General features: G+C 61.1%; 31 protein-coding genes and 1 tRNA gene. 20 read left to right on the forward strand and 12 right to left on the reverse strand.

Going from position 1 to position 25,586, the window contains the following annotated elements:
* The first annotated feature begins 115 nt into the window (after positions 1-115).
* The 3 genes from D6858_RS03875 to D6858_RS03885 all read left to right on the forward strand — a co-directional run bounded on the left by D6858_RS03875 (position 116) and on the right by D6858_RS03885 (position 2,397).
* Positions 116-394 carry a DUF305 domain-containing protein gene (locus D6858_RS03875; RefSeq protein ID WP_039388542.1) on the forward strand — a complete coding sequence of 93 codons (279 nt, stop codon included), beginning with the start codon at positions 116-118 and terminating at the stop codon, positions 392-394.
* A gap of 22 nt (positions 395-416) precedes the next feature.
* A complete protein-coding gene (locus tag D6858_RS03880) occupies positions 417-1,844 on the forward strand; it encodes a YncE family protein (protein ID WP_240623684.1) in 1,428 nt (475 codons plus the stop codon).
* A gap of 82 nt (positions 1,845-1,926) precedes the next feature.
* Positions 1,927-2,397, forward strand: coding sequence for a DUF7282 domain-containing protein (locus D6858_RS03885; protein WP_120107341.1), 471 nt, complete (start codon positions 1,927-1,929; stop codon positions 2,395-2,397).
* Positions 2,398-2,625: 228 nt separating this feature from the next.
* Here the strand turns inward: D6858_RS03885 and D6858_RS03890 are convergent, their stop codons facing one another.
* Both D6858_RS03890 and D6858_RS03895 read right to left on the reverse strand, forming a co-directional pair.
* Positions 2,626-2,841 (reverse strand): helix-turn-helix transcriptional regulator, encoded by a 216-nt coding sequence (locus D6858_RS03890; protein WP_039388545.1) that lies wholly within the window; start codon positions 2,839-2,841, stop codon positions 2,626-2,628.
* Positions 2,834-3,325 (reverse strand): hypothetical protein, encoded by a 492-nt coding sequence (locus D6858_RS03895; protein WP_120107343.1) that lies wholly within the window; start codon positions 3,323-3,325, stop codon positions 2,834-2,836. The genes D6858_RS03890 and D6858_RS03895 overlap by 8 nt, the downstream gene beginning before the upstream one ends.
* 345 nt (positions 3,326-3,670) lie before the next feature.
* Here D6858_RS03895 and D6858_RS03900 point away from each other — a divergent pair, with 345 nt between their 5' ends.
* The 3 genes from D6858_RS03900 to D6858_RS03910 all read left to right on the forward strand — a co-directional run bounded on the left by D6858_RS03900 (position 3,671) and on the right by D6858_RS03910 (position 5,056).
* Entirely contained in the window at positions 3,671-4,255 is a 585-nt protein-coding gene (locus D6858_RS03900) for a lytic transglycosylase domain-containing protein (protein ID WP_120107897.1), read from the forward strand.
* Between the two features lie 64 nt (positions 4,256-4,319).
* The gene (locus D6858_RS15950) at positions 4,320-4,871 is read left to right on the forward strand and encodes a thermonuclease family protein (protein WP_205664871.1); all 552 of its coding nucleotides are present in this window, start codon (positions 4,320-4,322) and stop codon (positions 4,869-4,871) included.
* A complete protein-coding gene (locus tag D6858_RS03910) occupies positions 4,862-5,056 on the forward strand; it encodes a DUF6961 family protein (RefSeq protein ID WP_120107345.1) in 195 nt (64 codons plus the stop codon). Before D6858_RS15950 ends, D6858_RS03910 begins: the two co-directional genes overlap by 10 nt.
* A gap of 136 nt (positions 5,057-5,192) precedes the next feature.
* Here the strand turns inward: D6858_RS03910 and D6858_RS03915 are convergent, their stop codons facing one another.
* Together D6858_RS03915 and D6858_RS03920 are read right to left on the reverse strand one after the other, a co-directional pair.
* Positions 5,193-6,416: a tyrosine-type recombinase/integrase gene (locus tag D6858_RS03915; protein ID WP_120107347.1), complete on the reverse strand. Its 1,224-nt coding sequence runs from the start codon at positions 6,414-6,416 to the stop codon at positions 5,193-5,195.
* A gap of 165 nt (positions 6,417-6,581) precedes the next feature.
* Positions 6,582-6,668 (reverse strand) — tRNA-Leu (locus D6858_RS03920).
* A gap of 226 nt (positions 6,669-6,894) precedes the next feature.
* On the opposite strand from D6858_RS03920, the gene D6858_RS03925 reads away from it, so the two are divergent.
* Entirely contained in the window at positions 6,895-7,839 is a 945-nt protein-coding gene (locus D6858_RS03925) for an NAD(P)H-binding protein (protein ID WP_120107349.1), read from the forward strand.
* 56 nt (positions 7,840-7,895) lie between these two features.
* Here the strand turns inward: D6858_RS03925 and D6858_RS03930 are convergent, their stop codons facing one another.
* On the reverse strand, positions 7,896-8,390 hold the full coding sequence (locus D6858_RS03930; protein ID WP_120107351.1) for an NfeD family protein: 495 nt from the start codon (positions 8,388-8,390) through the stop codon (positions 7,896-7,898).
* Positions 8,390-9,394: an SPFH domain-containing protein gene (locus D6858_RS03935; protein ID WP_120107353.1), complete on the reverse strand. Its 1,005-nt coding sequence runs from the start codon at positions 9,392-9,394 to the stop codon at positions 8,390-8,392. Before D6858_RS03935 ends, D6858_RS03930 begins: the two co-directional genes overlap by 1 nt.
* A 448-nt stretch (positions 9,395-9,842) precedes the next feature.
* Between D6858_RS03935 and D6858_RS03940 the strand changes: the two genes are divergently transcribed.
* Entirely contained in the window at positions 9,843-10,142 is a 300-nt protein-coding gene (locus D6858_RS03940; RefSeq protein ID WP_120107355.1) for a GIY-YIG nuclease family protein, read from the forward strand.
* 200 nt (positions 10,143-10,342) lie between these two features.
* On the opposite strand, the gene D6858_RS03945 is transcribed toward D6858_RS03940, so the two are convergent.
* Entirely contained in the window at positions 10,343-10,879 is a 537-nt protein-coding gene (locus tag D6858_RS03945; RefSeq protein ID WP_120107357.1) for a sterol desaturase family protein, read from the reverse strand.
* A gap of 18 nt (positions 10,880-10,897) precedes the next feature.
* Positions 10,898-11,296, reverse strand: coding sequence for an acyl-CoA thioesterase (locus tag D6858_RS03950; protein WP_102155031.1), 399 nt, complete (start codon positions 11,294-11,296; stop codon positions 10,898-10,900).
* Positions 11,297-11,513: 217 nt separating this feature from the next.
* Between D6858_RS03950 and D6858_RS03955 the strand changes: the two genes are divergently transcribed.
* From D6858_RS03955 to D6858_RS04005, 11 genes are all read left to right on the forward strand, one after another.
* A complete protein-coding gene (locus D6858_RS03955; RefSeq protein ID WP_133305238.1) occupies positions 11,514-11,906 on the forward strand; it encodes a hypothetical protein in 393 nt (130 codons plus the stop codon).
* A 98-nt stretch (positions 11,907-12,004) separates the two neighbouring features.
* Complete coding sequence (leuC, locus tag D6858_RS03960) at positions 12,005-13,438, forward strand: 3-isopropylmalate dehydratase large subunit (protein ID WP_120107361.1); 1,434 nt, start codon at positions 12,005-12,007, stop codon at positions 13,436-13,438.
* Positions 13,435-13,974, forward strand: coding sequence for a DNA-deoxyinosine glycosylase (locus D6858_RS03965; RefSeq protein WP_120107363.1), 540 nt, complete (start codon positions 13,435-13,437; stop codon positions 13,972-13,974). The genes leuC and D6858_RS03965 overlap by 4 nt, the downstream gene beginning before the upstream one ends.
* Positions 13,975-13,981: 7 nt before the next feature.
* Positions 13,982-14,149: an isopropylmalate isomerase gene (locus D6858_RS03970; protein WP_120107365.1), complete on the forward strand. Its 168-nt coding sequence runs from the start codon at positions 13,982-13,984 to the stop codon at positions 14,147-14,149.
* Positions 14,149-14,751: a 3-isopropylmalate dehydratase small subunit gene (gene leuD / locus D6858_RS03975; RefSeq protein WP_120107367.1), complete on the forward strand. Its 603-nt coding sequence runs from the start codon at positions 14,149-14,151 to the stop codon at positions 14,749-14,751. The genes D6858_RS03970 and leuD overlap by 1 nt, the downstream gene beginning before the upstream one ends.
* On the forward strand, positions 14,748-15,746 hold the full coding sequence (locus tag D6858_RS03980; protein WP_120107369.1) for an NADPH:quinone oxidoreductase family protein: 999 nt from the start codon (positions 14,748-14,750) through the stop codon (positions 15,744-15,746). The genes leuD and D6858_RS03980 overlap by 4 nt, the downstream gene beginning before the upstream one ends.
* A 90-nt stretch (positions 15,747-15,836) precedes the next feature.
* Positions 15,837-16,160, forward strand: a complete 324-nt coding sequence (locus D6858_RS03985; protein WP_120107371.1) for a DUF1476 domain-containing protein — start codon at positions 15,837-15,839, stop codon at positions 16,158-16,160.
* A 7-nt stretch (positions 16,161-16,167) separates the two neighbouring features.
* Positions 16,168-16,401 (forward strand): BolA family protein, encoded by a 234-nt coding sequence (locus tag D6858_RS03990; RefSeq protein ID WP_120107373.1) that lies wholly within the window; start codon positions 16,168-16,170, stop codon positions 16,399-16,401.
* Between the two features lie 35 nt (positions 16,402-16,436).
* On the forward strand, positions 16,437-16,766 hold the full coding sequence (gene grxD / locus D6858_RS03995) for a Grx4 family monothiol glutaredoxin (RefSeq protein WP_120107375.1): 330 nt from the start codon (positions 16,437-16,439) through the stop codon (positions 16,764-16,766).
* 330 nt (positions 16,767-17,096) lie between these two features.
* A complete protein-coding gene (locus D6858_RS04000; RefSeq protein ID WP_120107377.1) occupies positions 17,097-17,873 on the forward strand; it encodes an NUDIX domain-containing protein in 777 nt (258 codons plus the stop codon).
* Positions 17,874-18,274: 401 nt separating this feature from the next.
* On the forward strand, positions 18,275-20,674 hold the full coding sequence (locus tag D6858_RS04005; RefSeq protein ID WP_120107379.1) for a TonB-dependent receptor: 2,400 nt from the start codon (positions 18,275-18,277) through the stop codon (positions 20,672-20,674).
* Positions 20,675-20,777: 103 nt separating this feature from the next.
* On the opposite strand, the gene treF is transcribed toward D6858_RS04005, so the two are convergent.
* Together treF and D6858_RS04015 are read right to left on the reverse strand one after the other, a co-directional pair.
* Positions 20,778-22,379 (reverse strand): alpha,alpha-trehalase TreF, encoded by a 1,602-nt coding sequence (gene treF, locus D6858_RS04010; protein ID WP_120107381.1) that lies wholly within the window; start codon positions 22,377-22,379, stop codon positions 20,778-20,780.
* A 54-nt stretch (positions 22,380-22,433) separates the two neighbouring features.
* Positions 22,434-23,426: an alpha/beta hydrolase gene (locus D6858_RS04015; RefSeq protein WP_240623685.1), complete on the reverse strand. Its 993-nt coding sequence runs from the start codon at positions 23,424-23,426 to the stop codon at positions 22,434-22,436.
* Positions 23,427-23,790: 364 nt separating this feature from the next.
* Here D6858_RS04015 and D6858_RS04020 point away from each other — a divergent pair, with 364 nt between their 5' ends.
* A complete protein-coding gene (locus D6858_RS04020) occupies positions 23,791-24,321 on the forward strand; it encodes a hypothetical protein (protein WP_120107385.1) in 531 nt (176 codons plus the stop codon).
* 20 nt (positions 24,322-24,341) lie between these two features.
* Here the strand turns inward: D6858_RS04020 and D6858_RS04025 are convergent, their stop codons facing one another.
* The gene (locus D6858_RS04025; RefSeq protein WP_120107387.1) at positions 24,342-24,782 is read right to left on the reverse strand and encodes a DUF2721 domain-containing protein; all 441 of its coding nucleotides are present in this window, start codon (positions 24,780-24,782) and stop codon (positions 24,342-24,344) included.
* 3 nt (positions 24,783-24,785) lie between these two features.
* Positions 24,786-25,583, reverse strand: a complete 798-nt coding sequence (locus tag D6858_RS04030) for an SDR family oxidoreductase (protein ID WP_120107900.1) — start codon at positions 25,581-25,583, stop codon at positions 24,786-24,788.
* Positions 25,584-25,586 lie beyond the last annotated feature (3 nt).

Consider the following 25,586-nt stretch of genomic DNA (forward strand, 5'->3'; position numbering starts at 1 on the left):
GAGATATTCGATAGGACAACAGACCATGCCCCTGAGATATACCATTGTACCGGCCGCACTTCTTCTCTCGGCAGCAGGACCGCATGCGCAACCGCCTGGTCCATTCTATTCCGAAATGGACACTGCGATGTCTCGGATGATGGCGCAAATGCACGTTGAACCAACGGGAGATGTCGATCGTGATTTCGTCCGGATGATGGTCCCGCATCACCAGGGTGCAATAGAGATGGCCGTTGCTCAGCTGAAATACGGCAAGGACCCCGTGCTCAAGCGCATCGCACAGGAAATCATTATCGAGCAACGCCAGGAAATCGACGTGATGAAAATGGCCGTGGGCGATCCGCTGCCGCCATCCAATCCCGTGCCGACGCAGCAGCGAAAATCGAACCCGTGAAACCAGTGAAGGGGTACTATCCGTGAAAACAATCATCGCCGCCATGATCGGCACAGCGTCTCTCCTTGCCTCCTCTGCAAATGCCCAGGATCGACCCCAAATTCCGTGGGGCGAGAGTGAAGCTCAGACCGGCGCGGATCGCCTCTATACTGCCGACCAGTTCTCCAATACCGTCACTGTCATCGATCCCGTCGAAGGCAAGACGCTGGGGATCATCAAACTGGGTGAATTGCAGCCCGCCAATTTCGGCGCGCTCTACAAGGGACAGCTGCTCGTCCACGGCCTTGGATTTTCCCCCGACGGAAAGACGCTGGCGGTGGTTTCTGTCGGATCGAACTCGGTGACATTCATCGATACGGCAACCAATACCGTCAAGCATACGACCTATCTTGGACGCAGTCCGCATGAAGCTTTCTATACGCGCGACGGGAAAGAAGTCTGGGTCACGGTTCGCGGCGAAAGCCACATCGCCGTCCTCGATGCCAAGACTTTCGAGGTAAAAAAACGGATCGATACACCTGAAGGTCCAGGCATGCAGATCTTCTCCATCGATGGAAAATACGGCTTCGTTTGTTCGTCCTTTACACCCGAGCTCGTCGTATATGACGTGGCTTCACATAAGGAGGTTGCGCGACTTGAGCAGCCCAGCCCTTTCTGTCCAAACCTTGCGGCGAGCCCCGATGGAAAACAGCTCTGGTACACTCTGAAAGACATCGGCAAAGTGGCCGTGATAAACGCGAAACCGCCCTTCGATACGATAAAGGTGATCGACACCGGGGCAATCAGCAATCACGTCAACTTCGCAAATACCGACCGCGGTCTAATGGCCTATGTGACGATTGGCGGATTGAACCAGGTCAAGGTGTTCCGGACGGACGATTTTCGCCAGATCGCCACAATTCCCGTGGGTCGATTGCCGCACGGCGTCTGGCCGTCCGGAGATGGTCGCCGCGTCTACGTGGGTCTAGAAAACGACAACCGCGTCGACGTCATCGATACGGCATCTCAGAGGGTTGTTGGCTCATGGCCCACTGGTCACGCTCCCCAGGCGATTGCCTACGTCCCCGGTGCCGTGAGCGGCAATGGAAAAGCGAATCTCATGCCACTAGGTGACGCCGGGAACCTGACGCGGCTCAACCTTACTGGCACAGGCATGACGTCGATCGCGCTGTTCGACCAGGGGCTCGTACAGATTCTGGAAGCGGGCGTCGCCGGATTGAAGCCCGGACAGGAATATCAGCTCATTCTTGCCAGTCATCCCGATGGTACGGGCGAAGTCGAGGCGATTGCTAAGTTCAAGGCCAATCCTGCTGGAGGTGCGATTGTCAACACCACCGGACCAATTCGTCAGATAGTTCGAGGCAACGAAACGGCAACCCGGAGGTATCTCGCGATCCGTGAAATGGCAGACGGACAGCCGGGTACTGTCGTGCAGACTCAGCAGGATTGAAGGTGTCAAAATAACAGGTCGGACCGTTAGAAAATGCCAGAAAGCCGCTAGGCTAATCTGGATTAGGAAAGAGTATCTACCAATGTTCAAACCATTTAACATCGCGGCAGTTGCAATGACTGCCCTCTCCCTCGCCGGATGCGGTTCGCAACAAGAGCAGAAGGCAGATCAGAACGACATGGTATCCCCCGGACCGGAGTTGACAAGCGCGGCGCCTGCCAACGCACTTAGCGTTCAGGACCAGCCTGCCGGTTCGTCCGTAACGGTCCAGTCGGTTTCTGCAGCCCAGAACGGTTGGGTGGTGATCCACCGCGTCCAGGACGGCAAACCTGTTGTCCCCGCTTCGATCGGACACACCTACGTCAAGCAGGGCGACAACAGCGATGTCAAAGTCGATCTTCTCGATGCTCCCGAAGGCAACGAACTAATCGCGATGCTGCATGTCGATGATGGCGAGCCGAGCGTATACCAGTTCGGGCCAGGCACAACGGACTATGACAAGCCGGTCATGAAGGACGGAAATCCCGTGGTCGCCAAGTTCTCGGTTCAATAGGACACCATCCTGAGTCGAGCCGGATCTTGACGGTCCGGCTCGACTCTGTGCGCAACGCTCTTTCACTCGTGCCGGCCTCTGGTGCTGAGTTCCGAGTGATTTATTCATCTTTCCCGAAATTGGGATGGGCATTTCTGCCGCTATGAAGTTCAGGCGAAGTCGTACAGAGACGCCGCTCTCATATTTCGCCGCTTGGATCCGGCCTTTACGCTACCGGCCCCATTGCGTTCATCCGAGTCTGTCATCGATCCAATTCTCGATCTCGTGCTCGGCCCACGCAACGGCATATCCACCGAGTTGCACTGGTCTCGGAAACTTGCCCTCGGCCATCCAGCGATAGATCGTCGATCGGCCCAGCCCGACACGATGCTGCACTTCCGGCAAACGAATGAGGCGAGTGACCCTGCGGGCTTCCGTCGCTCCTTTGTCGATCTCTTCACCCACGATGGCCTCCTTCGACACCGGCAAAGACATCGCCGAGTAGCGCATCCTTTCGTTCAAGCTCATCGATGTGGTCGGAAAGCAAGCGCGCAACCCGGTGCGCGGTGCCTTTGGCCCAACGCGGCTTCACGTCATGAACCTGGTTGCCCAAGACACGCTCGAGTGCTGAAGGCAGCTCCCCGGAAAAGTCCTCGAAGAATTGCGCGAGGTCCGATTGCAACCACGCAATCGCGTGATCGCCGCTGCTGACGAGGAAGAGGAGCAGGTGTGCGTGCGGCGCAACTCCGCTCGCGGCAAGAATGCGCAAGGCTTCGCCGAGGCTGGCCGAACGCTCGCCTGCAAGGACCCGGCGCAAGGCATCCTTATGGATCTGCGCGTCGCGCGCGATGTCGCAGCGGGCACGACCGCTGGCTTCGACGGCCGCCAAAAGCAGCCGGGCGAGGTCGGCGCGAACCTGTTGTTCGGCAAAGAGCGCCATGTTGTTCATCGACGAATCCTTATCTCTAGAAGTGAACGACTCACCGCTAACCGCGAAGGAAGCCTGTAGGAAAACGAAAAGAACATCTAGAGAACATGGAGGAAGGAACGAATCAGCTTCCTTCGACAATTCGCGCGAATTCCGGCCGCGCTCGCGCGTATCGCAGCACCCTTCGCGCTAAAGTCGGCACAGGCGGCGCTGCTGCGCGATCAGCCTGCGCGAATCCCGGCCATCGCACCTTCCGATGTCGCTTTTTGCTTGGTCGGCAGCCCCAAAATCCAGTTCCTGATTTCCTACAGGCACATGTTCTTTTTATGTTCTCTTTCGATTCGAATCAATGGAGCACAAGACGAGATGAACTGCCTCAATTGTCTGACCGCGCTAGCGGTCGCCTGTCTGGGGATGATCGCGACCTCCTCACAGCAAGTACGCGCCCAGGATTTCACCTTGTTCGAGCACGCGATCGTTCCGCCGAAGACGGGCCAGCAGCCGGCAAGGGAATATCTTCCTGCAATCTACCAGGCCGAGCCAGCAAACGTATCCCACCGGGAAGGCTTGTATATGGCGGCGATAGCCGAGGCTGAACGCCGGTACGGGCTTCCGACCAACCTGCTTCGTGCTCTTATCTGGGCTGAGTCCCGCTTCAATCCGATGGCTGTTAGTCCAGCCGGTGCTGCCGGGCTGGCTCAGCTTATGCCGGCCACGGCGAGAGAACTGGGCGTCCGGAACCGTCATGACCCTCTTGCATCGATCGACGGTGGCGCCAGGTACCTTCGCGATATGTTGGACCGGTTCGACGCAGTCCACCTGGCCTTGGCTGCTTACAATGCTGGCCCAGGTGCCGTCTCCCGATCACGCGGCATTCCCAGCAACGGTGAAACACCGCAATATGTCCGGTCCGTGTTGGGACGTTGGCAAGCAATTGGTACGCACAATTGACGAAACTGCCTGATTTCCGGCTATTGTCTGAAATCATGTGCCGGAATGAAGACGGACAACGCTAGTGAATGAGACCCCCGGTGAGCCGTTCGACTTTCGCAAGGCGTTGAAGGCACAGAAGCGCCGAAAGCTGAGAAGGGAGATCGCGTTGGGTTTGGGAGCATTCGCGGTCGTACTTGCTGGAGGGATGCTGGCACTCAATTGGCCAGTCCATGATGCCAGCCTTGCCAACGACGATCAGCAGCCTCTGGCTTTATTCCAGCAAGCGAGCTCCCCACAATTCGACATCTGCGGATCCATCCGGCGAACTTGCGTCGTGGATGGAGATACTTTCTGGCTTGATGGCGTGAAGATCCGCATTGCCGACATCGATACTCCCGAGATCAGCGAGCCTCGTTGCGATTATGAATACCAACTCGGCATGCGTGCGACGCACCGCCTTGTCGAATTGCTCAATGGCGGGCCCTTTGAACTGAGGACCATCGGGAGCAGAGATGAGGATCAGTACGGTCGTAAGCTGCGGGTTGTAACGCGCGGCGGCCGCTCGCTTGGCGATCAGTTAGTCAGCGAAGGGCTGGCGCGGACCTGGACCGGGAGACGTGAACCATGGTGCTGAACCGCGACCAGGAATTGTGGGCCGTCGCGCTTTGGGTCGAAAAGAACCATGGCGACGAGGGAGCCGCGTATATCACGCAGCAAATCCAGCGGCTATCCAACGAAGGGGACGAGGCAGGCATAGCAACGTGGAAGACTGTTGCTGAGCGCTTCGATCAGCTTAGCTGCCAAAGCTCTAAGAACTGAGGCTCGGCACGATGCGGAATTGGCTTAACGTCTGGGGCATCAGAATTGAGTTCGGCTTGCTGGCGTCAGTGTCCCTGATAGGGCTGATCCTGAGCCTTCAGTCCTGCACTGGCTGAGAAGAAACTCGTTCTTCCGATCAACCCTTCGCAAATTTTCCCATGATGACCTTTCCTCCTGTCCGAAGCTCATCGAGGTAGTCGCTCCACCATTGAGCCATCCGCACGCGCTCATCCCAATGTTTGCCGCGATGGTAGATGCCACGCACAACGTTGCTGTCGCCATGTGCAAGGGCCCGCTCGATTGCATCCGGATTCCAAAGTCCCGATTCGTTCAGGAATGTCGATGCTGTCGCCCGGAGTCCGTGCGCGGTGACTTCTTCTTTCGAGTATCCCATGCGACGGAATGCGGCATTGAGCGTGTTTTCACTCATGGGACGCTTGGAGCTGCGCGCAGATGGGAAAACATATCCTTCACGACCGAGCATCTCGGACAGATCAGTGAGATAGCCTCTAACCTGCTTGGAAAGCGGGACGGCATGCGCTCGGCGCGTTTTCATTTTACCGGCAGGGATCTTCCAGACCCCATCGACGAGGTCGATCTCATGCCATTCGGCGTGGCGGAGTTCGCCGGGGCGTACGAACACATGCGGCGCTATCTGCAAGGCTAACTTCGTCACCATGTAGCCAGTGAAATCGTCGATTGCGCGCAGCAGCCCGCCTAGCTCGGTGGGCTCGAGGATTGCAGCATAATGCGTGGCTCGCGGCGTTACGAGAGCACCCTTCAGCATACTGGTCGGATCGGATTTGCAACGGGTCGTTGCGACCCCATAGCGGAACACGCGGCCAGCGAACGAGCGACATTTCTTCGCAGTCTCGTGCTTACCAGTGGCTTCCAGTCGTTTGAGGGGAGCCAGGACCTCAAACGACTCGATCTCGTGGATGGGTCGGTTCCCGATGGCAGGCGCAAGCTTGTCGAGGAAATAATTGGCCTTGACGATCGTGCCATCGGCGCGGCCATTCTGGACCATCATCTGTTCAATATACTCACGTGCGACTGCCTCGAACGTCTGTGCAGAAAGGAACTCCGCGCGGATTTTCCGCTTCCGCTTCTCAAAGGCCGGGTCGCCTCCAGAAGCGACAGCTCGTCGCGCCTCGTAGGCTACGTCTCGCGCTTGCTTGAGGCTGATGTCTGGATAGCTACCAATGCAGAGCTTCTTTTGCGCACCGCCGATCCGGTATCGGAATCGCCAAAGCTTGCCGCCGGTGGGCGTGACCTCAACATATAGGCCGCGCTCATCGGTGACCTTGTAGGGCTTATCCTTGGGCTTGAGAGCTCGGAGTCGAGTATCTGTCAGCGGCATGTGGGGGCCTTTTCATCTGGGCCTTTGCGAAACGGCCTCAAAAGGCCCACAAAAGTGTCTGGAACCCCCGAGAACAGGCGGGACGATCCGGAACGATCCAAGGGCCAAATCCCTAGGATTTCTGCGGGTTTTATAGATTATTTGGGAGAACGTGAGAAGAACAAATGGTGCCCAGAAGAGGACTCGAACCTCCACGCCCTTGCGAGCGCCGCCACCTGAAGACGGTGCGTCTACCAATTCCGCCATCTGGGCACACAATCGAGCCGGTCATCAAAGCCAGCTGCGGGTAGGGGCGCGCCGATAGCTGGGGTGGCGGGGGGTTGTCAACGACGATCGCATTACGAACTACACATTACCGCAGAAACCCACCGCGCATGCCTTGCCGCGCATCTTGTCGCGCGATGCGGTGTTGCAGGAGGCGGTGGGTTTTGGCAGGGCGATACCAACCGTCCAAATTATACCCCTATCGAGGCAAGCAATGGCATCTCGCGATCCCCTGAATGGCAAGCTGGTGACAATCATCGGCGGCAGCGGTTTCCTTGGCGACCATGTCGCGCAGGCGCTGCTCGAACGTGGGGCGCGGCTGTGCATTGCCAGCCGTCACCCGGAACGGGCATTCAAGCTTAAGCCGCTGGCGCAACTGGGGCAGATCGAGTTCCTGCCGTGCGACGTGACCAAGCCGGATACTGTCGCATTCGCGGTGCGCGGGGCCGATGCCGTGGTCAACCTCGTCGGCGCATTTGAGGGCGACCTGAAAGCGACGATGGCCGATGGTGCGGGCAATGTCGCGCGCGCCGCCGCCGCAGCGGGGGTAGCCGCGCTGGTCCATGTCAGTGCCATCGGGGCCGACAGCGAGTCGCCCAGCGGCTATGCTCAGGCCAAGGCCGCTGGCGAAGCCGAGGTACTGGCCGCGTTTCCCAAGGCGACAATCATGCGCCCATCGATCCTGTTCGGTGACGACGACCACTTTATCCAGATGTTCGCCGGGCTGGTATCGACTTTCCGCGTCCTGCCCGTGTTCGCCCCCCACGCCCCGCTCCAGCCGCTGTTCGTGGACGACGCGGCAGAGGCCGTGGTGGTGGCACTGGCCGATCCGGCGGCGTTCGGGGGCAAGACCTTCGAAATCGCCGGCCCGGAAACCATCACCATGCTGACGCTGCACCAAAGAATCGCAGCGAGCCAGCATCGCAAGCGAACCTTCATCGAAATGCCCGATTCGCTCTCTGCGCTGTTTGCGGCGCTGCCGGGCACCCCGATGAACAGCGACCAGTGGACCATGCTAAGGCAAGGCAACGTCCCCAGTGGCAAGCTGCCGGGTATGAAGCAGCTCGGCATTGCGCCGCGCCCGCTGGGCCTGTTCCTCGACCGCTGGATGACCCGTTTCCGTCGCTATGGCCGGTTCAACGAAACCGTAGCGGGCTGATCCGGGGGCGCACGGCCCCCATCCATCCAGTCAGGTTCTGCAAGCCCGCCCAGCGATCACGCCGGAGCGCCGTTCGCCGCCGGACCATCGCGCTTGTCTTCCAGCCGGGTGAGTGGTTCGACCAGCAGTGTGCCGCCTTCGAAACCGATGATCCGCACCCGCGCACCGCTCTCCATATCTGGCCCGCGAGCCAGCCACTCGCTGTCCCCCTGCCGTACGCGCCCGTCGCCATCGCTGATCGCCACAGTGACAGTCGCGCTCTGCCCCACCAATCGCCCCATGCGGTTGTTGAGCAACGGATCGGTGCTTTCAATCGGGTTATCGCGCACCATGCGGCGGGCGGAAAACACGATGATCAGCGACAGGAACACGAAGTTCACGATCTGGAGCGGCACCCCCAGATCGAGCACGTATGTCAGCGCCCCGGTCGCCAGAGCCGCCAGCGCCAGCCAGATCAGGTACACGCCGGGCACCAGCATTTCCATGATCGCCAGCAACAGCCCGATCGACAGCCACGCCCAATAGGCGTCCAGATCGCCCAGCCAGTCCATCAGGAACCGCTGCGCCCGGTATGCGGCACCGTTGCCTGCGCCCGGCTGCGCGACACCGGCGCATCGGGTGTGGCAGAGGGCACTGGCGTCGTCACATCGCCCGGCTTGATCGCTTCACGCATCAGTTCACCGATGCCGCCGAGCGAGCCGATCAGTTGAGTCGCCTCCACCGGGAACAGGATCGTCTTGGCATTGGGGCTGGTGGCGAACTTGCCCACCGCTTTGGTATATTCCTGCGCGATGAAGTAGTTGATGGCCGCGTTGCCGCTTTGCGCGATGGCGTCCGACACCATCTGCGTGGCGCGCGCTTCGGCCTCTGCCGCGCGTTCGCGGGCCTCGGCATCGCGGAACGCCGCTTCGCGCTTGCCCTCTGCGGAGAGGATAGCGGACTGCTTTTCCCCTTCGGCACGCAGAATGCGGCTGGCGCGGTCGCCTTCCGCCTCCAGAATCTCGGCGCGTTTCAGGCGTTCAGCCTTCATCTGGCGCGCCATCGCTTCGGAAATGTCCATCGGCGGGCGGATATCCTTGATCTCGACACGGGTGATCTTCACCCCCCACGGCGAAGTCGCATGATCGACCACCGACAGCAGGCGGGCGTTGATCTCGTCCCGCTTCGACAGGGTTTCATCCAGATCCATGCTGCCCATCACCGTCCGCAGATTGGTGGTGGTCAGCGCCATGATCGCCGGATGCAGGCCCGACACTTCGTATGCCGCCTTGCCCGCTTCCAGCACCTGAAAGAACACCACGGCATCGACCCCGACCATCGCGTTGTCTTTCGTGATGATCTCCTGCCCCGGAATATCGAGCACCTGTTCCATCATGTTGATCTTGTGGCCCACGCGATCGATGAACGGCGTGATGATGTGCAGCCCCGGATCGGCCGACTTGGTAAACCGCCCGAACCGCTCGATCGTATAGACATACCCCTGCCGCACGACGCGGACGCTGCTCATCAGAAACACGCCCAGCGCAGCGAGCAGCAGGATCAGTACATATTCCATCGTGGTCTCCCCTTTATGCCATTATCCTAGCGGGCGACGGGTCGGGAGCAAGGAAAACCGGTCAAAACGGGGGAGACATGGACCGCTCCTTTGAGTTTTGAAAAGTGTGACTTTTGCCCGCCGCGCCCTCGGTAAAACGGGGTCTGCGCCAGAGGCTGAGTGTGGACTTCGCTTTTTGACGAAATGTGCAGGTGGTGGATATTTGTCATACAGCGCGTTTTAGGGGCGCGTATGGGGTGTAGGAAAGTGGGGAGTGGCGCGATCGGAAAGTAGCTGGCCCCCGGATCAAGTCCGGGGTGACGTTGTGCGGGTTCGCGAAGGGATCATCTGTACGCGGCGGCGCGCGCCGGTCACGCCGTCACATTGATCATTCGTAAAACCCTCAATTCTTAGTCACCCCGTCACCCCGGACTTGATCCGGGGTCCAGCTTCCCCTTCCACCACGCAAATGGATCGGGAGAAGCGCGGCGGCTGGGTTTATATGATGGCCAACCGTTATCGCGGCACGATCTATATTGGCGTCACCAGCGATCTGCCGCGCCGCATTCACCAGCATATCGCGGGCAATGGCTCCGAGTTCTGTGCACGATATGGCCTGACCAGACTGGTATGGGCGGAACGTGGTGAGGATATCGCCACGTGCATCGCGCATGAAAAGCGCATCAAACACTGGCGACGCGAATGGAAGTTCGCGTTGGTGGAGAAAGGCAATCCCGGCTGGGAGGACCTGTCGGGCTGGCTGATCTAATGCGAGATGCGAAGGTTAGCTGGACCCCGGATCAAGCCCGGGGTGACGTTGTTGCGAGTGGCGGCGGAGGTGGGTGAACCGTGGGGTGGTTACGCAGATACCAAGCCGGCTGGCTATCCTGACTGCCCCTCCCTTTCTCGTCACCCCGGGCTTGACCCGGGGTCCAGCTTCCCCCTTTCGCGAAACAGACAAAACGCCCGCTAAAACCCCCGCCCCACACTCTCACGCACTTCGGCAATGCCAGCGACGCGCTGGGCGGCGAGTTCGGCCTTCAGGCGGGCCGGATCGCGGGCGAAGACGAAGCCGAAGCTGACTCCGCCGTGCTTGCCCACAGTGGCATGGTGCAGTTTATGCGCCTGCACCAGCCGCTTGGCATAGCCGCGCCGGGGCACCCAGCGGAACCAGCGTTGATGCACCAGCCCGTCGTGCACCAGCGTGTAGATCAGGCCGTAGATCAGCACGCCCAGCCCGATCCATGTGCCGGGCCACCACGCCCCTGCCCCCATTATCATCGGGCTGCCAAGCGCGAACATCGCGATGCTGAGCGCAGCGCCGAACACCGCGTAGAGATCGTTTTTCTCGAAGAAACCGCTGTGTGGTTCGTGGTGATCGCGGTGCCAGCCCCAGCCAAAGCCGTGCATGATGTATTTGTGGCTGCCCCACGCGACACCTTCCATCGCCAGCACACTGGCGGCGACAATTGCAGCGGGGAACAGGATATTGGCAAGCACACTCATCGTGCCTGCCGCTATACGTCAGTCGTTCGGGAAAAAGAACCGCGCGATTTCATCGCCGATCCGCGCCGGGCGGTGCGTGTCGGCATCGACGCAGCACCAGCTCGACCGGACTTCGGCCAGAACTTCGCCGCCGCGTTCGATTACGGTGTGATAGAAAGCGCGCGCACCGTGAATTTTTTCCAGCACAGTCCGGGCAATCACATCGTCTTCCAGAAATGCCGGTTTGCGATAGGTGATTTCGTGCTTGAGCGCGACCCACAGCCGCGCGGCCACGGCATCGGCAGGGGCCAGTTTGTTCCAGTGCGCCAGCACCGCATCCTGCACCCAGCCGAGATAGCGCGAATTGTTCACGTGCCCCATAAAATCGATATCGTCGGGGGTGATGCGGATCGGGAAATGAAACGGGCTTGCTGACATATTTGTAAACTAGCACAGATAGGGTTGCCATTCCATGACTATTCGGTCCTGAAACCGCACCTGTCGCCGCGGGGATTATCGCGGATCAAACCTGCCAGACACAATGTTACGCGACAGCGACAATTTGCGACAGATCGTATCTGAACCGTTCATCTGGCAGGCGCCATTTCTGAACGCACGGACCCGCTCCACCCAGGGTTTCGAAAGGAGAATGACCATGAAATTTGCCCGCCCGTTCATCGCTGCCACTATCGCCGCCGCACTCACCATCGGGATGGTTGCACCGGCTTCCGCTGCTCCGCACAAGAACGTCGCATATAACAATGGCTCGACATTGCGCGCTCAGATCACGCAACTTGACCACAAGATCGACCGCGCTGAATCCCGTCGGGCGATCACCCATCGTGAAGCCACTCAGCTCGACCGGCAGGTAGATCGGCTGGAATCCACCTGGCGCAGTTACGCCCGCAATGGCTTCACCCGGTCGGAAATCAATACGCTGAACAAGCGGATCGGCACGGTCGAGAACGCACTGAACAAAGCGACCAGGAACCACAATTCAAAGACCGCCCGGTACGACGATAGCCGGCGCAACGACTATCGTCGGTAAGCGCGATGCCAGCGAACCCGGCGCCTGTCGCCGGACCTTGAGCGGGGGCAAGATTTCCCATCTTGTCCCCGCATCGGGTGCAGCCTAGCCAACCGGACATGGCCACACGCCCTCTCACACTCTACGAAAAAATCTGGAACGCTCACGTCGTCGAAACGCGCGACGATGGCACCAGCCTGATCTATATCGATCGCCATCTGGTTCACGAAGTGACCAGCCCGCAGGCATTCGAGGCATTGCGCGCCGCCGGTCGCCCGGTTCGCCGCCCCGATCTGACGCTGGCGGTGCCCGATCACAACCTGCCGACCACCGCGCGGCTCGATGCAGCGGGCAACCGTCTGCCTATCGCCGATCCGCAAAGCGCGGCGCAGCTTGCCGCGCTGGAGTGCAACGCACCTGAATTCGGCATCGAATATATCGGCCCGACCGATGCGGCGCAGGGCATCGTCCACGTTGTCGGCCCCGAACAGGGTTTCTCGCTTCCCGGTGCGACCATCGTGTGCGGCGACAGCCACACCGCCGCGCATGGCGGGATCGGTGCACTGGCCTTCGGCATCGGCACCAGCGAAGTGGAACACGTGCTCGCCACGCAGACTCTGCTGCTCACGCGGTCGAAAACGATGGAAGTGCGCGTGACCGGCGAACTGCGCCCCGGCATCACGCCCAAGGATCTGATCCTCCACGTGATCGGCGTGATCGGCACCGCTGGCGGCACCGGCTATGTGATCGAATATCGCGGCCCGGTGTTCGAAGCGATGAGCGTGGAAGGCCGCCTGACGGTGTGCAATATGAGCATCGAAGGCGGTGCCCGCGCCGGGCTGATTGCGCCCGACGACAAAGTGTTCGATTATCTCAAGGGCCGCCCGCATGCGCCCACTGGCAGCGACTGGGACCGCGCGGTCGAATGGTGGCGCTCGCTGGCGACCGATCCCGGCGCGCAGTTCGATAAGTCGGTGACCATCGACGCCGCCGATATCGAACCCACAGTCACCTGGGGCACCAGCCCGGAAGATGTCGCCCCCATCGGCGCGGTCGTGCCAGCCCCGGAAAGCTATGCCGATCCGTCAAAGCAGGAAGCCGTGCGAAAAAGCCTCGCCTACATGGGGCTGGAGCCGGGCCAGCGGTTGAGCGATGTGGCGATCGAAAACGTGTTCATCGGCAGTTGCACCAACAGCCGGATCGAAGACTTGCGCGCCGCTGCCGATGTGCTGCGCGGGCGGCACAAGGCAGCGAACGTGAAATGGGCTATCGTCGTCCCCGGATCGGGACTGGTGAAGGCACAGGCGGAGGCCGAAGGGCTGGACAAGGTATTCACCGATGCCGGGCTGGAATGGCGCGAACCGGGTTGTTCGGCCTGCCTCGCGATGAATCCCGATAAAGTGCCTGCGGGCGAACGCTGTGCCTCCACCTCCAACCGCAATTTCGTGGGTCGTCAGGGCCCCGGCGCGCGCACCCATCTGGTCAGCCCCGCGATGGCGGCGGCGGCGGCGGTGACCGGCAAGCTGACCGACGTGCGGGAACTGGTCGGCTGACCGCACGCAAAACCGCCTTTGCCCCGGTTGCCGATCCGCAGGCGCGGCTGCTGATCCTCGGCAGCTTACCGGGGGAGGCTTCGCTGGCGGCCCGCCAATATTACGCGCATCCGCGAAACCGGTTCTGGCATCTGATCGGCGGGGTAATCGGGCGCGATCTGGTGACGCTCGATTACGATGCGCGGCTGGCGGCGGTGCAGGCAGCAGGCATCGCCCTGTGGGACACGGTGGCATCGGCCCGCCGCGAGGGCAGCCTCGATTCCGCGATCCGCCATGCCGAACACGCACCGCTGTCCGATCTGATCGCTCGCCTGCCACAGTTGCGCGCGGTGGCGTTCAACGGCCGCAAGGCCAGTGCCATCGGGCGCGCCCAGCTCGCCGGCCCGCCGCCTGAACCGCCGCTCGCTCTGATCGATCTGCCCTCCTCTTCGCCCGCATATGCCGCGATGCCGCTGGCGGAGAAAGAGCGGCTTTGGGGCCAACTAGGCGAATTCCTGACACACCCTCTTGCGTCCGCCCGACGGGCACCGCATTGATAGCGGCATGACCAAGAAACTCACTGGCAAGGCAGCGGCCATGGCCGCAGGGGCCATCGGATCGGCAGCAGTCGCCGCGGCGCTGCTCTATGCAAACAAGCGCAAGGAAAAGAAGGCGAATTCGCCCGATAAGCCCGGCGTAATTCCATCAGGCGAAGCCCCGGAGACCGATTGATGGAGCCAGTCGATAGCGTGGAAGGCCGGGCGATCCCGTTCGGGCGCAAGAATGTCGATACCGATGTCATCATCCCCGCGCACTGGCTGAAGACCATCACGCGCGAGGGATTGGGAGCGGGCGCGTTCGAAACCGTGCGCGCCGAGCCGGGCAATGTGTTCGACGACCCCGAATTCGCCAATGCGCCGATCCTGATCGCAGGCGACAATTTCGGCTGCGGATCGAGCCGCGAACATGCCGCCTGGGCCCTGCTCGACCTCGGCATCAAGGCGGTGATCGCGCCCAGCTTCTCCGATATTTTTTCTGGCAATGCCTTCAAGAACGGCATCCTGACGGTCGCTTTGCCGCAGGAACAGGTCGATCGCCTGCTGGAAGTGGCGGCGAGCGATCCGGTGACGATTGATCTCGAAAATCAGGTGGTGACCACTCCGTTTCAGGACCGTTTCACGTTCGAAATCGACCCGTTCCGCAAACATTGCCTGATGGAAGGGCTGGACGAAGTCGGGCTGACTCTGGCGCGCGACACCGCCATCGACACATACGAAAAGAGGCAGGCCAGCGATATGCCATGGCTCGCCCACGGAACGGAGAGAGCCGCATGAAAGCATTGAGAACCCACGCCATCGGCGGGCCGGAAACCCTGACGCTGGACGAAATCGATACCCCCACCCCCGGCAAGGGAGAGGTGCTGGTCGATGTAAAAGCCTGTGCGATCAATTATCCCGACACGCTGATGATCCGCGATCTCTATCAGTTCAAGCCGGAGCGGCCCTATGCCCCCGGCGGCGAAATCGCCGGTGTGATCGAAGCTATCGGTGAAGGGGTCGAAGGCTGGAACGTGGGCGATAAAGTGCTCGCCGGGATCGGCAACGGCGGTCTGGTGGAAAAGGTCTGCGTACCGGCCGCGCGCATGTTCCCCGTGCCCGATGGCGTGCCCTACGAAAAGGCCGCATCGCTGATGATGACCTATGGCACCACGATCCACGGACTGAAGGATCGCGGCCATATCAAGGCGGGCGACACGATGCTGGTGCTCGGCGCCGCGGGCGGCGTCGGCCTGTCGGCGGTGGAACTGGGCAAGGCATTCGGCGCGCGCGTGATCGCCGCTGTGTCGAGCGCGGAAAAGGGCGAAATCGCGAGGAAAGCCGGGGCCGACGATGTCGTGATCTACCCCAAAGGCGAAATGGACAAGGCCGCCAGCAAGGATCTGGCCAATGCCTTCAAAGCCGCCTGCGGCCCCGATGGTGCCAATATCGTGTACGATATCGTAGGCGGGCAATATTCCGAACCGGCCCTGCGCGCGATCGCATGGGAAGGCCGCTTTCTGGTGGTCGGCTTCCCGGCAGGCATCGCGAAGATGCCGCTCAACCTCACTCTGTTGAAAAGCTGCGACATCTGCGGCGTGTTCTGGGGCGCGTTCACTGCACGCGAACCGGAAAAATTCCGCGCCCAGGTGGATGAACTGTTCGCTATGCTGAAAGACGGGCGGATCGATCCGCTGGTATCTGAAACGTTCCCCCTCGAACGCGGCGGTGAAGCGATTGCCAAGCTGGAAAATCGGCAGGCCGTTGGCAAGCTGGTCGTAACGATGGAATAATGCCGCATTGGTCCGTGGGTGGCGGAGAGTGCTTGCCGCCCACGCGCCTGCCCCCTATGCGCTGGCAGGTAGCTACATACGAGGACAGTCATGACCGATTTCAACGATCGTGAGCGCGGCGAAGAGCGCAAGTTCGCCTTCGACGAAGAAACCACTTTCCGCATTGCCGCGCGGCGCAACAAACTGCTCGGCCACTGGGCAGCGGAAAAGATGAACCTGACCCCGGAAGAGGCCGACTCCTATGCCAAGGCAGTGGTGCAGGCCGATTTCGAAGAAGCGGGTGACGAAGACGTCGTTCGCAAGGTTCTGGGCGACCTGACCGGTGCGGGCATCGATATCGACGAAGCCGCCGTGCGCGTCGCGCTCGAAGAAAAGGCTGTCGAGGCGCGTCGCCAGTTGATGAGCGGAAGCTGATCGTATCATGGCGATGGCGGCGGAAGATATCGAACGGCTGATCGTGGCGGCTTTGCCCGATGCGGAGGTGACCATTCGCGATCTGGCGGGTGATGGCGATCACTATGCTGCCCATGTCGTGTCCCCCGCATTCGTGGGCAAAACGCGCGTGGCGCAGCATAAACTGGTGTACGATGCGCTGGGCGGGCGGATGGGCGGCGAACTCCACGCCTTGCAACTCACCACCGCCGTCCCCAACTGACATCGCATAAAGCAATTCAACCGCAGGTCGTTACCATGTCCGACGTCAACGCACGTATTACCGATATCGTTTCCGGCAACGATGTCGTCCTGTTCATGAAAGGAACCCCGCTGTTTCCACAGTGCGGCTTCTCCAGCCGCGCCGTGGCAATCCTCGATCATTGCGGTGTCGCCTATGACAGTGTCGATGTGCTGCAGGACATGGAAATCCGCCAGGGTATCAAATCGTTTTCCGACTGGCCCACGATCCCTCAGCTCTATGTGAAGGGTGAATTCGTCGGCGGCAGCGACATCATGATGGAAATGTACGAAGCGGGCGAGCTTCAGCAGATGCTGGATGAAAAGCAGGTCGCCAAGGCCAGCTGATCCTCTCACCCCGTTATCGGCGCCCTCTTCCGGGCAACCGAATGAAAAAAGCCCCGAAGCGCTATCCGCTTCGGGGCTTTTTGCTGGGGTTTGGGGAGGCAGGGCCGGGAGACTTGTGGCCCCTCCTCTTAGTCAACATTTGGGTGCATCTATATTAGCATGTCCCGTGCCAGTTTCAACGAAGCGCAGTTTTCCGGCACTTACGATGGTTAAAGAAATTTCGCCGGGTGCCCATCTGTTAAATTTTCCGACACTCTGCGGCATACAATCCGCCTGACACCGGGCCGATGGGGCTTGGCAAGCATTCGGTGCGGGACCAAGGTATTCGCCATGAACGATTCCACGCCATCAAACATTATTCCCGCCGCCACTGTCGTCGTCTTCCGCAATCCCCGCCGGGGCACCGCGCCGGAATTGCTGATGGTCACCCGTGCGCGCCAGATGTCGTTCGCGGGCGGCGCAGCGGTCTTTCCCGGTGGGCGGGTCGATCCCGCTGACTTTGCATTGGCCGACACGCTCAGCTGCGATCACGATCGGGAGGAAACCGCACACCGCATCGCTGCGGTTCGTGAAACGCTGGAGGAAACCGGGCTGGCCATCGGATTGCGCGAGGCGGTCGATGCCGATGATGCACGGCGCGCACGGGCATTGCTGCTGGAACAGGGCGAACTGGCCCCGGTGCTGACCGCTATGGGCTGGACACTCGATCTGGAGGCGCTGGTCCCCTTTGCCCGGTGGAATCCCAAAAATGAACGTCTGCCGCGCGTTTTCGATACGCGCTTCTATCTTGCCGATCTGGGCACAGGTGCAGTCGAGGTGGAGATCGACGCCACCGAAAACACGCATCTGTTCTGGACCAGCGCCGCCGACGCTCTGGCCGCGGCAGAGGCAGGCGATCTGAGCGTCATCTTCCCCACCCGTCGCAATCTCGAACGACTGGCGCAATATTCCAGCTTCGCCGATGGCCGCGCGGATGCGCTGGCCCATCCGGTGCGAACGATCACGCCGTGGATGGAACAACGCGACGGGCGGCCATGGCTGGCCATTCCGGCTGATGCCGGATACCCGATCGACGGCGAACCGCTGGACCATGCGTCGCGGGGATAGAGCCCTCGACGCATCTTACTGATTTTACAAAGTTATATCGATCCAGCAGCATTTACTCCGACCGTCCGAACAGGCGTTGCATTTTTGTCGCGCCACCGATGGTTTCGTATGCAGGTGCAGCCGTTTTCTTGACAGCGAAGGTACGGAATCCCACTTCGCGCCCAGTGGAGAAATCTTGATGGGCAAATCAACTATAACGTCTGCGGTGTCTGGCACGCCATACCAGTCTATCACTTAGGCTGTATCAGCGCCCCCGGACTCTGCGCTCCCCCGAAGTCATCTCGCGTCGGATGCGCGGGGATGGGGAACGCTCACCGCCATTGCAAACCATTTCAAACCGCATCTCGAATCCGGTGGGATCGACGGCAAGCGATGCATTCTCAAGGCAGGAGAACAAACCAATGAAACCCTCAATCTATCTGGCGTCGAGCGCATTTGCGCTGGCGCTATCCGCCGCCCCGGCAATGGCGCAGGATGCTGCGTCGACAGACGCAGACACCACTGCCAGCTCAGGCGATGAAATCGTAGTGGTCGGCACCGCCGGTGCCGGTATGCGCCGCCAGGATGCCGCCTTTGCGGTAACCTCGCTCGACGCCGACGCCATTGCCGAAGCGGCGCCCGCCAGCACCGCCGATGTGCTCAAACTGGTGCCCGGCGTCGCAGTCGAAAGCTCTGGCGGGCAGAACGGCGCGAACATCTTCGTGCGTGGTTACCCCTCGGGCGGCGACGCTGCGTTCGTCACCTTCCAGTCTTCAGGCGTGCCGATCTTCCCGCCGCCGACGCTGTCGTTCCTCGAAAACTCGCAGCTTATCCGTATCGACAACACCGTTGCCCGCGTCGAAGCGGTGCGCGGCGGCACCGGATCGCTGTTTTCGAATGGCCAGCCGGGCCTGACCGTCAACCTCGTGCAGCGTGAAGGCGGCCAGTATTTCGAAGGCATGCTGGAAGGCAGCATCACCGATTATGGCCAGTATCGCGCCGATGGCTATGTCTCCGGCCCGATCGACGAAAACACCACCTTTATGGCTGGTGGCTTCTATCGTCAGGGCACCGGTGTGCGCGATCCGCAGTTCGATGCGGAAAAAGGTGGCCAGTTCACTGTGAACCTGCGCCACGATTTCAGCAACGACAGCTCGATGTTGCTCTATGCCCGCTATCTGAACGACCGTGGGCAGTGGCTGCTGCCGATCCCGGTTACCCAGAACGGCGACGAGATTTCCGAATTCGCTGGCTTCGACGCGCACACCGGCACACTCGCCAGCAACGATGTACGCTACACCACACTCAACAACGGGGACGATGTCGATCTGGCCCGTGGCCGCGGGGCCAAGGTGTTCAACGTCGGCGCGAATTTCGATGTCGGCGTGACCGATAGCCTGCGTCTGCGCGACCGGATGAGCTATATGGGCGGCACGACCTTCACTGTCGGGCTGGTCCCCTCCGGCCCGCCGACCACGTTGCAGGCCTATGCCGACAACCTGTACCTTGCGGGCGTTTCCGGCGCGACCGCCGCACCGGGCGCGACATTCACATATGTGGATGATGGCAGCACAGTCGCTGGCACGCAGCAAGTGATGCAGGCCGGCATCTGGACCGTGGACAAGCGGATCGACAGCTTCGTCAACGACTTCGCCGCCGAGTTCGAAATGGGGCCGAACAAGCTGACCGCCGGTGTCTATTATGCCGACTATTACGCGCGGGATAACTGGAACCTGGGCAACGGCATGGTGCTGAGCGCGGAAAACAACGCCCGCCGGATCGACATCAACTATGCCGATGGCACTGTCGGCACCCGCGACGGGTTCATGCAGGGTTCGACCTATTTCCTGAACGCCGCGTATGACGGACAGGATATCGCGCTCTACGCCACCGACGAACTGCAGATCACCGATCAGCTGCGGATCGATGGCGGTGTGCGCTGGCAGCGCCACACAGTCGATGGCTATGTCCGTCAGCCGGTTTCGGTCGATCTCGACGGCAATGCCAACACCCTCTACGACAACAATGAGTCGACTTTCGGCCCGACCCAGACCCCGATCAGCTATCGCGACGATGCATGGTCGTTCACCGGCGGTGCGAATTTCGAAATCATGCCCGGTATCGGCATCTTCGCTCGCTATAGTCAGGGCAAGAGCTTCCCGCAGTTCGATAACCTGCGCGAAGGCGTGACCGATATCGCCACTGTGAAGACCGTCGAAGGCGGTCTGAAAGTGTCGGGTCCGATGATACGCTTCTATGCCACCGGGTTCCATAACGACTTCGACGGTCTTTCGTCGGTCCAGCTGGTAGGCACGACGCCGACAGTGGCCTCTGGCGGGGCGGAAGCGACCGGTGTGGAAGTCGATGGTTCGGTCGGTCCGTTCTATGGCTTCAGCCTGGGCTTCGCCGGAACCTACCTCGATGCGACGTATCAGGATTTCTTCACTGGTAACGGCACGATCGACAACACCGGCAACCGGGTGCAGCGTCAGCCAAAGTGGCAGTGGCGCGTAACCCCGAGCTACGAACTCGAAGTGGGCGGGTTCAGGCCGACGGTGTACGCCACGGTTCAATACTATGGCGATCGTTTCTCCGACCCGGAAAACCAGCAGTTGCTGCCGTCGTTCTATCAGCTCGATGCCGGTGTCTCTGTCGATGTGATGGAACGCCTGAACCTGCGGGTGACCGGCACCAACCTGACCAACGAAATCGGTTTGACCGAAGGCAACCCGCGGATCATCGGCTCGCAGGGTTCGGGCACGATCCTCGCCCGACCGATCCTGGGCCGTTCGTTCACCTTCTCCGCTGCGTACAAGTTCTGATCGCAGTCTGAAGAGGCGCAAAAACAGCGGGCCGGCGGAGATAAACCGCCGGCCCGTTTTGCTTTGGTCTTTGCGACTTACCCCAAGCTGTCGGGGCAGATGGCTATTCCGCGCTGGCGCTGTCCTGCGTCGGATCGATATCGGGATAACGGTCCATCAGCGCGCTGGCGATGCCATTGGTCCAGCCGAAGCCATCCTGTAGCGGGTATTCGCCGCCACCGCCGGGCTTGCGTTCTTCGACATCGTATTTTTCCAGCATCTTGCCGGTTTCGGCATATGTCCGCGCAACGGTATGCAGCCAGCGGTCGGCAATCGTGCGGGCCAGTGCGCCGTGGCCATATCGATCCAGCCCATCCACCGCGATCCATTGCAACGGTGCCCAGCCATTGGGCGTATCCCATTGCTGACCCGAACGGATACGCGTGGTCCGCAACCCGCCTTGCGCCAGCAATTCGGCCTCTGTCGTCGCCGCCACATCGTCGGCCTGCTCCTGCCCCGCCATACCAACGAACAGCGGGTAGAGCGTCGCGGCGGAAAGCGTCGCGGTCACTTTGCCGGCGGCGGCATTCCAGTCGGCATAGCGCTTTTCATCCGGCACCCACAGGTAGGTATCGACTGCCACCCGTCGGCGGATCGCCTGTTTGCGGTATTTGCGCGAACAGGCCTTGTCTCCCGCTTCCCGGCATTGGTCCGCGATACGAATTTCCATCGCGTAGAGCAGAGCGTTGAGATCGACCGGCACGATATCGGTGGTGTGCACCGTCGCCAGCGTGCGCCCGTCGGCAAACCAGCGCGAACTGAAATCCCACCCGCTTTCCGCAGCGGCGCGCAAATCGCGATAGACTTGCGGCGCAGGCCGACCGGGGATTTCCGCCGCGGTCGCGCGGTCTTCGGCATAGGATTCGTCACGCGGGGTGTCGCGACCGTCCCAATATCGGTTGAGCATAGTGCCATCGGGCATCGCCACCACCCGTTCGCACGGCTTGCCCCGGGTCGCGCATCTTGCGCCCGCCATCCAGAAATCGTGTTCGGTTTTCAGCGCCGCCAGCCGCCGCGCCTTAACCGTGGCATCATCGGTCTGTTGCAGGTCGAGCATCAGGCCATAGAACGGCGGCTGCGACCGGCTGACATAATAGGTGCGGGTGCCATTGGGAATGTGGCCATAGCGTTCGATCAGGCTGACGAAATCGTCCAGCATCGATTCGACCAGCTTCTGATCCCCGTCGGCCCGCAGGCCGAGCATAGTGAAGTAGCTGTCCCAGTAATAGATTTCGCGGAAACGGCCACCCGGCACGATATAGGGTGCGGGCAGCGGGATCTTCGAACTGCCCGCTACCGCCGGTTCGGGCTGACGCACCAGTTGCGGCCACAGCGCCTTGATATGATCGCGCATCGGCAAGAGCGGGGTATCGTTGACCCCCGGCACAGTGAAGTTCGCCAGCACGAACGCCTTGAGCGCGACCGCATCGCGCGGCGGGGCCGTGTTGTAATCGGCCATGATCGCCTGCGGATCGCGGGTGGGCACGGCATCGACGAATGTCTTGTTGTCCCCGAACACCCGCCCTTCCTGCACTCTGATGAACAGATCGCCATAGATATCCGCCGGGGTCGGCGGCGCAGCATTGGCCGCCAGCGCAAACACAGCGGCAGCGCCCAGTGCCAGGCGGGCAAGGCGGGATTTCAGGCGAGGGATCGGCTTGGTCATCGTGTCCTCTTCAGGCAAAAATAGGTATGGCGACAGGGCTCAGGCGACAGTCGCCTACTGGCGGTCGGCAGCGCGCGGGGCGCGGCCCAGATGGCGGTCGAAAAAGTCCACGATCCGCGCGAATGCTTCGTGCGATTCAGGCATGTCGGGCCACATGAAGAAAGCGTGGGGCAATCCGTCGAACAGATACAACTCGCTTTTCACCCCAGCCGCAGCAAGGCGACGGTGCGCCAGTGTCAGCGCGCTGGCCGCGAAATCGCGCCCGCCCGCCAGCAGCAAGGTCGGCGGCATAGCAGCCGTCGTCGCATCGCAGGTCAGCGGATAGGCCGTGCAATCATCGCGCGGCACATCGATAAGGTATGGATTGGCGGTTTGCTTTGGTAATCCGGCGGGCGGTGGCATCTTCTCCCTGCCGAGAAAGGCCGAGAGATACGGGCTATCGCCTGAATAAGGCGCGCCCGTGCCGCAGAAGGTGCCGATGGCGCCGGGCCGGGGCAGGCCATGCGCGGCGAACCACGCGGTCGCCTGTGCGGTGATAATTCCGCCTGCCGAACATCCATATATCCCTACATTGGCCGCTGGATATTCATCGAGCAACGCGCGATAGACCGCGGCCACATCCTCCGACGCAGCGGGATATGTGTGTTCAGGGGCCAGCCGGTAATCGACTGTCACCACTTTGATCCGGCCAGTGGCAGCGATGGGAATCGCTTCGACCAGCGCACCGCTGCCCGCCCCCCACATAAATGCGCCGCCGTGTACATTGATCAGCACCCGATTGCGGTTCGCCAGGGCGATCCCGCCTTGCGGAGTCACCACGTCCACCGGCACTCCGCCAATCTCGCTGCGGGTATCGATTGTGGCGAAAGCACGGTTCATTTCAGCCAGACGGCGATCGTTCCACGCACCGTAAAACGCACGCTGTTGAGCCAGATTCCCGGCGATGGCGGCGGGCGCCGTTTCCACTTTCATCTGCGCGAGAATATTGCGGGCAGCAGAACTCAACTGGCTGGATGGTGGCACGGCGTCCGCAGAGATGTGCTGCACAGGTTCACCAGCACCGTGAGAGCATCCTGCAATACCAAGCGATAACAGTCCTGCAGCCAAGATCGTGCGAATTGTATATCTCCCCATGCCGCAACCCACGGACGTCCTCTTACCAGCAGACGTAGTTTGACAGTCAAGTATTTTACCCCGCCATCCCCGCATCGCTCAAACAAGAAAGCGGGCGCATTTCGCCGCCGGGCCGAGGCAAACAGGCTGCGTGGTTACAGCGGCAATAGTATTTTCCCCTAAGCCCAGGCGGCTTAAATCTTGACCCAAGCTGTCGTTCAATCAGCCTGAACGGCGGCGTCTTGCGGTTTTCCGACCAGGCACATGCCGATCCCAATGCACAGGGAGGACCCGCCAGATGCCGCCGAAGACAATTGTCAGTTTGCTGGCCGGCGCAGGCGTCATCTCGATTTGCCTGTCCGCCGGGCTGGCGCGGGCCGGGGGCGGATCGGTGTCGAGCCCGGTTCAGGTATCGCTCCGCATCCTTCCTGCCAGTGCATCGCCAGCCCCACGCCCGGCTCGCAAAGTACCAGTGACTGTGCCGGCGGGCACTGCAGTGACACTTCGAATAGTCGACCGTCTCCCTCCCTCACAGGAAGGCACTGTCGTCGCCCGCCGTTTCCTGATGGAGGTGGCCCGTCCCCTCACCGTGGGCGGGCTGGTCGCAGTGCCCGCCCACACCCCGGCGGAAGGCGAACTGATGCCCGCCCCCGCCAGTCGCAAATCCGTTCCGCAAATGGCGCAGGCCAACTGGCTGTTGTTGGACAATCAGTCTGTGCCGCTATCGGGCCAGTTCGCGTATTCCGGTTCTTCCCCTGACGGCACGATAGAGGCCGTGATGCTGCAGGATATGACTATAATCGTCGATGCACCGGTCGCATCGGAATAACCCGGCCCGCTCCGCTCGTTTCAAATGGAACGGTCGCGTTCCAGATATTCTTCCGGAATCTGCAATGCTGCCGATGCCGCGCGCGTTTCAATCAGGAACAGCACCAGTCCACCCATCAGCAGAGTGATCGCCAACGTGAAGCTGGCCGCCGCGAAGTGTTCCAGGGCCACATGGGTTATCCCTTGCACGAACAGCAGGGCCACAGTCAGCCCGATCGACAGGCCGGACAACACCAGAAACAGCACCGCCCGACCGATTAGCTTGATCCGCCGGTCGATCAGGCGGATTTCGCGCACGACCATATCGTGTTCGATACCTACGGTGTTGGCGTAGCGATCCTGCAATGCGCGGCTGCGATCGACCACCCGCCCCAGCCGGGTCGACAGAAGGTTGAGAATATTTCCGATAGCGACCAGCGCGAACACCGGTGCCAGCGCAAGCTGGATCGTTTGCGCGATCATCGATCAGGCGAGTCCTTTGGAAGTATCCATCCTCCCCGCATCGCCCACCGAGCTACCGCCGTCAACGTTCAGAATTGCCCCGGTAATATAACTGGCGGCGGGCGAGCTGAGAAATACCGCCGCATCAGCAATCTCGCCCACTTCGCCCCATCTCTTGGTCGGGATGCGATTTTCATGGGCGGCGCGGGTCACGGGATCGGGGGCGAGACGCGCCATCCCTTCCGTCCCGTCGATGGGGCCGGGTGAAATGCCGTTGACCCGCACATCGGGCCCCCATTCGATGGCCAGCGTGCGGATCACCTGATTGACCCCTGCCTTCGCCGCGCAGGCATGAATCTGCATCGCCATCGCCTGTTCCGCCTGACCGGCGGTGATCGCGATCAGGCTGGCCCCCGGCAGGTTGAGCAGATCGTGGCAGGCGCGGAAGGTGTTGAATGTGCCGAGCAGATCGATATCGACCACTGTCTTGAATGCATTGGCCGACATGCCGAGCGCAGGCGCCAGGAAATTCCCCGCTGCCCCGGCCACGACAATGTCCAGCTTGCCAAACGCATCCACTGCCGTTTCCAGCGCAGCCCGAATGGCCGCGAAATCGCGGACATCAGCGCTCAGCCCGCGCGCGTCGTGGCCAATCTCGGCTGCCGCGCGGGCGGCCTTGTCCGGGTCACGCCCGCACACCGCCACTTTCGCGCCCAATTCGGCAAGCCGTTTGGCGATGCCCAGATTGATCCCGCTGGTGCCGCCTGCGATAAAGGCGACTTTCCCGTCCAGCAAACCGTCGCGGAACGTTTGCCCGGCCATCGC

Origin of the sequence: Tsuneonella suprasediminis, assembly GCF_003605755.1 — a bacterium.
In the GTDB taxonomy this organism is placed as follows: domain Bacteria; phylum Pseudomonadota; class Alphaproteobacteria; order Sphingomonadales; family Sphingomonadaceae; genus Tsuneonella; species Tsuneonella suprasediminis.

Excerpts from the sequence above, each read along its gene's own strand:
- D6858_RS03970 (WP_120107365.1), top strand. The coding sequence starts at position 13,982 with ATGACCAAGAAACTCACTGGCAAGGCAGCGGCCATGGCCGCAGGGGCC.
- D6858_RS04005 (WP_120107379.1), top strand. The coding sequence starts at position 18,275 with ATGAAACCCTCAATCTATCTGGCGTCGAGCGCATTTGCGCTGGCGCTA.
- D6858_RS03875 (WP_039388542.1), top strand. The coding sequence starts at position 116 with ATGGACACTGCGATGTCTCGGATGATGGCGCAAATGCACGTTGAACCA.
- grxD (WP_120107375.1), top strand. The coding sequence starts at position 16,437 with ATGTCCGACGTCAACGCACGTATTACCGATATCGTTTCCGGCAACGAT.
- leuC (WP_120107361.1), top strand. The coding sequence starts at position 12,005 with ATGGCCACACGCCCTCTCACACTCTACGAAAAAATCTGGAACGCTCAC.
- D6858_RS03935 (WP_120107353.1), bottom strand. The coding sequence starts at position 9,394 with ATGGAATATGTACTGATCCTGCTGCTCGCTGCGCTGGGCGTGTTTCTG.
- D6858_RS03985 (WP_120107371.1), top strand. The coding sequence starts at position 15,837 with ATGACCGATTTCAACGATCGTGAGCGCGGCGAAGAGCGCAAGTTCGCC.
- D6858_RS03955 (WP_133305238.1), top strand. The coding sequence starts at position 11,514 with ATGAAATTTGCCCGCCCGTTCATCGCTGCCACTATCGCCGCCGCACTC.
- D6858_RS03885 (WP_120107341.1), top strand. The coding sequence starts at position 1,927 with ATGTTCAAACCATTTAACATCGCGGCAGTTGCAATGACTGCCCTCTCC.
- D6858_RS03915 (WP_120107347.1), bottom strand. The coding sequence starts at position 6,416 with ATGCCGCTGACAGATACTCGACTCCGAGCTCTCAAGCCCAAGGATAAG.
- D6858_RS03930 (WP_120107351.1), bottom strand. The coding sequence starts at position 8,390 with ATGGACTGGCTGGGCGATCTGGACGCCTATTGGGCGTGGCTGTCGATC.
- D6858_RS04025 (WP_120107387.1), bottom strand. The coding sequence starts at position 24,782 with ATGATCGCGCAAACGATCCAGCTTGCGCTGGCACCGGTGTTCGCGCTG.
- D6858_RS03900 (WP_120107897.1), top strand. The coding sequence starts at position 3,671 with ATGAACTGCCTCAATTGTCTGACCGCGCTAGCGGTCGCCTGTCTGGGG.
- D6858_RS03925 (WP_120107349.1), top strand. The coding sequence starts at position 6,895 with ATGGCATCTCGCGATCCCCTGAATGGCAAGCTGGTGACAATCATCGGC.
- D6858_RS03990 (WP_120107373.1), top strand. The coding sequence starts at position 16,168 with ATGGCGATGGCGGCGGAAGATATCGAACGGCTGATCGTGGCGGCTTTG.
- D6858_RS03940 (WP_120107355.1), top strand. The coding sequence starts at position 9,843 with ATGGATCGGGAGAAGCGCGGCGGCTGGGTTTATATGATGGCCAACCGT.
- D6858_RS04000 (WP_120107377.1), top strand. The coding sequence starts at position 17,097 with ATGAACGATTCCACGCCATCAAACATTATTCCCGCCGCCACTGTCGTC.
- D6858_RS03910 (WP_120107345.1), top strand. The coding sequence starts at position 4,862 with ATGGTGCTGAACCGCGACCAGGAATTGTGGGCCGTCGCGCTTTGGGTC.
- D6858_RS03895 (WP_120107343.1), bottom strand. The coding sequence starts at position 3,325 with ATGAACAACATGGCGCTCTTTGCCGAACAACAGGTTCGCGCCGACCTC.
- D6858_RS03980 (WP_120107369.1), top strand. The coding sequence starts at position 14,748 with ATGAAAGCATTGAGAACCCACGCCATCGGCGGGCCGGAAACCCTGACG.
- D6858_RS03950 (WP_102155031.1), bottom strand. The coding sequence starts at position 11,296 with ATGTCAGCAAGCCCGTTTCATTTCCCGATCCGCATCACCCCCGACGAT.
- D6858_RS04020 (WP_120107385.1), top strand. The coding sequence starts at position 23,791 with ATGCCGCCGAAGACAATTGTCAGTTTGCTGGCCGGCGCAGGCGTCATC.
- leuD (WP_120107367.1), top strand. The coding sequence starts at position 14,149 with ATGGAGCCAGTCGATAGCGTGGAAGGCCGGGCGATCCCGTTCGGGCGC.
- treF (WP_120107381.1), bottom strand. The coding sequence starts at position 22,379 with ATGACCAAGCCGATCCCTCGCCTGAAATCCCGCCTTGCCCGCCTGGCA.
- D6858_RS03945 (WP_120107357.1), bottom strand. The coding sequence starts at position 10,879 with ATGAGTGTGCTTGCCAATATCCTGTTCCCCGCTGCAATTGTCGCCGCC.
- D6858_RS04030 (WP_120107900.1), bottom strand. The coding sequence starts at position 25,583 with ATGGCCGGGCAAACGTTCCGCGACGGTTTGCTGGACGGGAAAGTCGCC.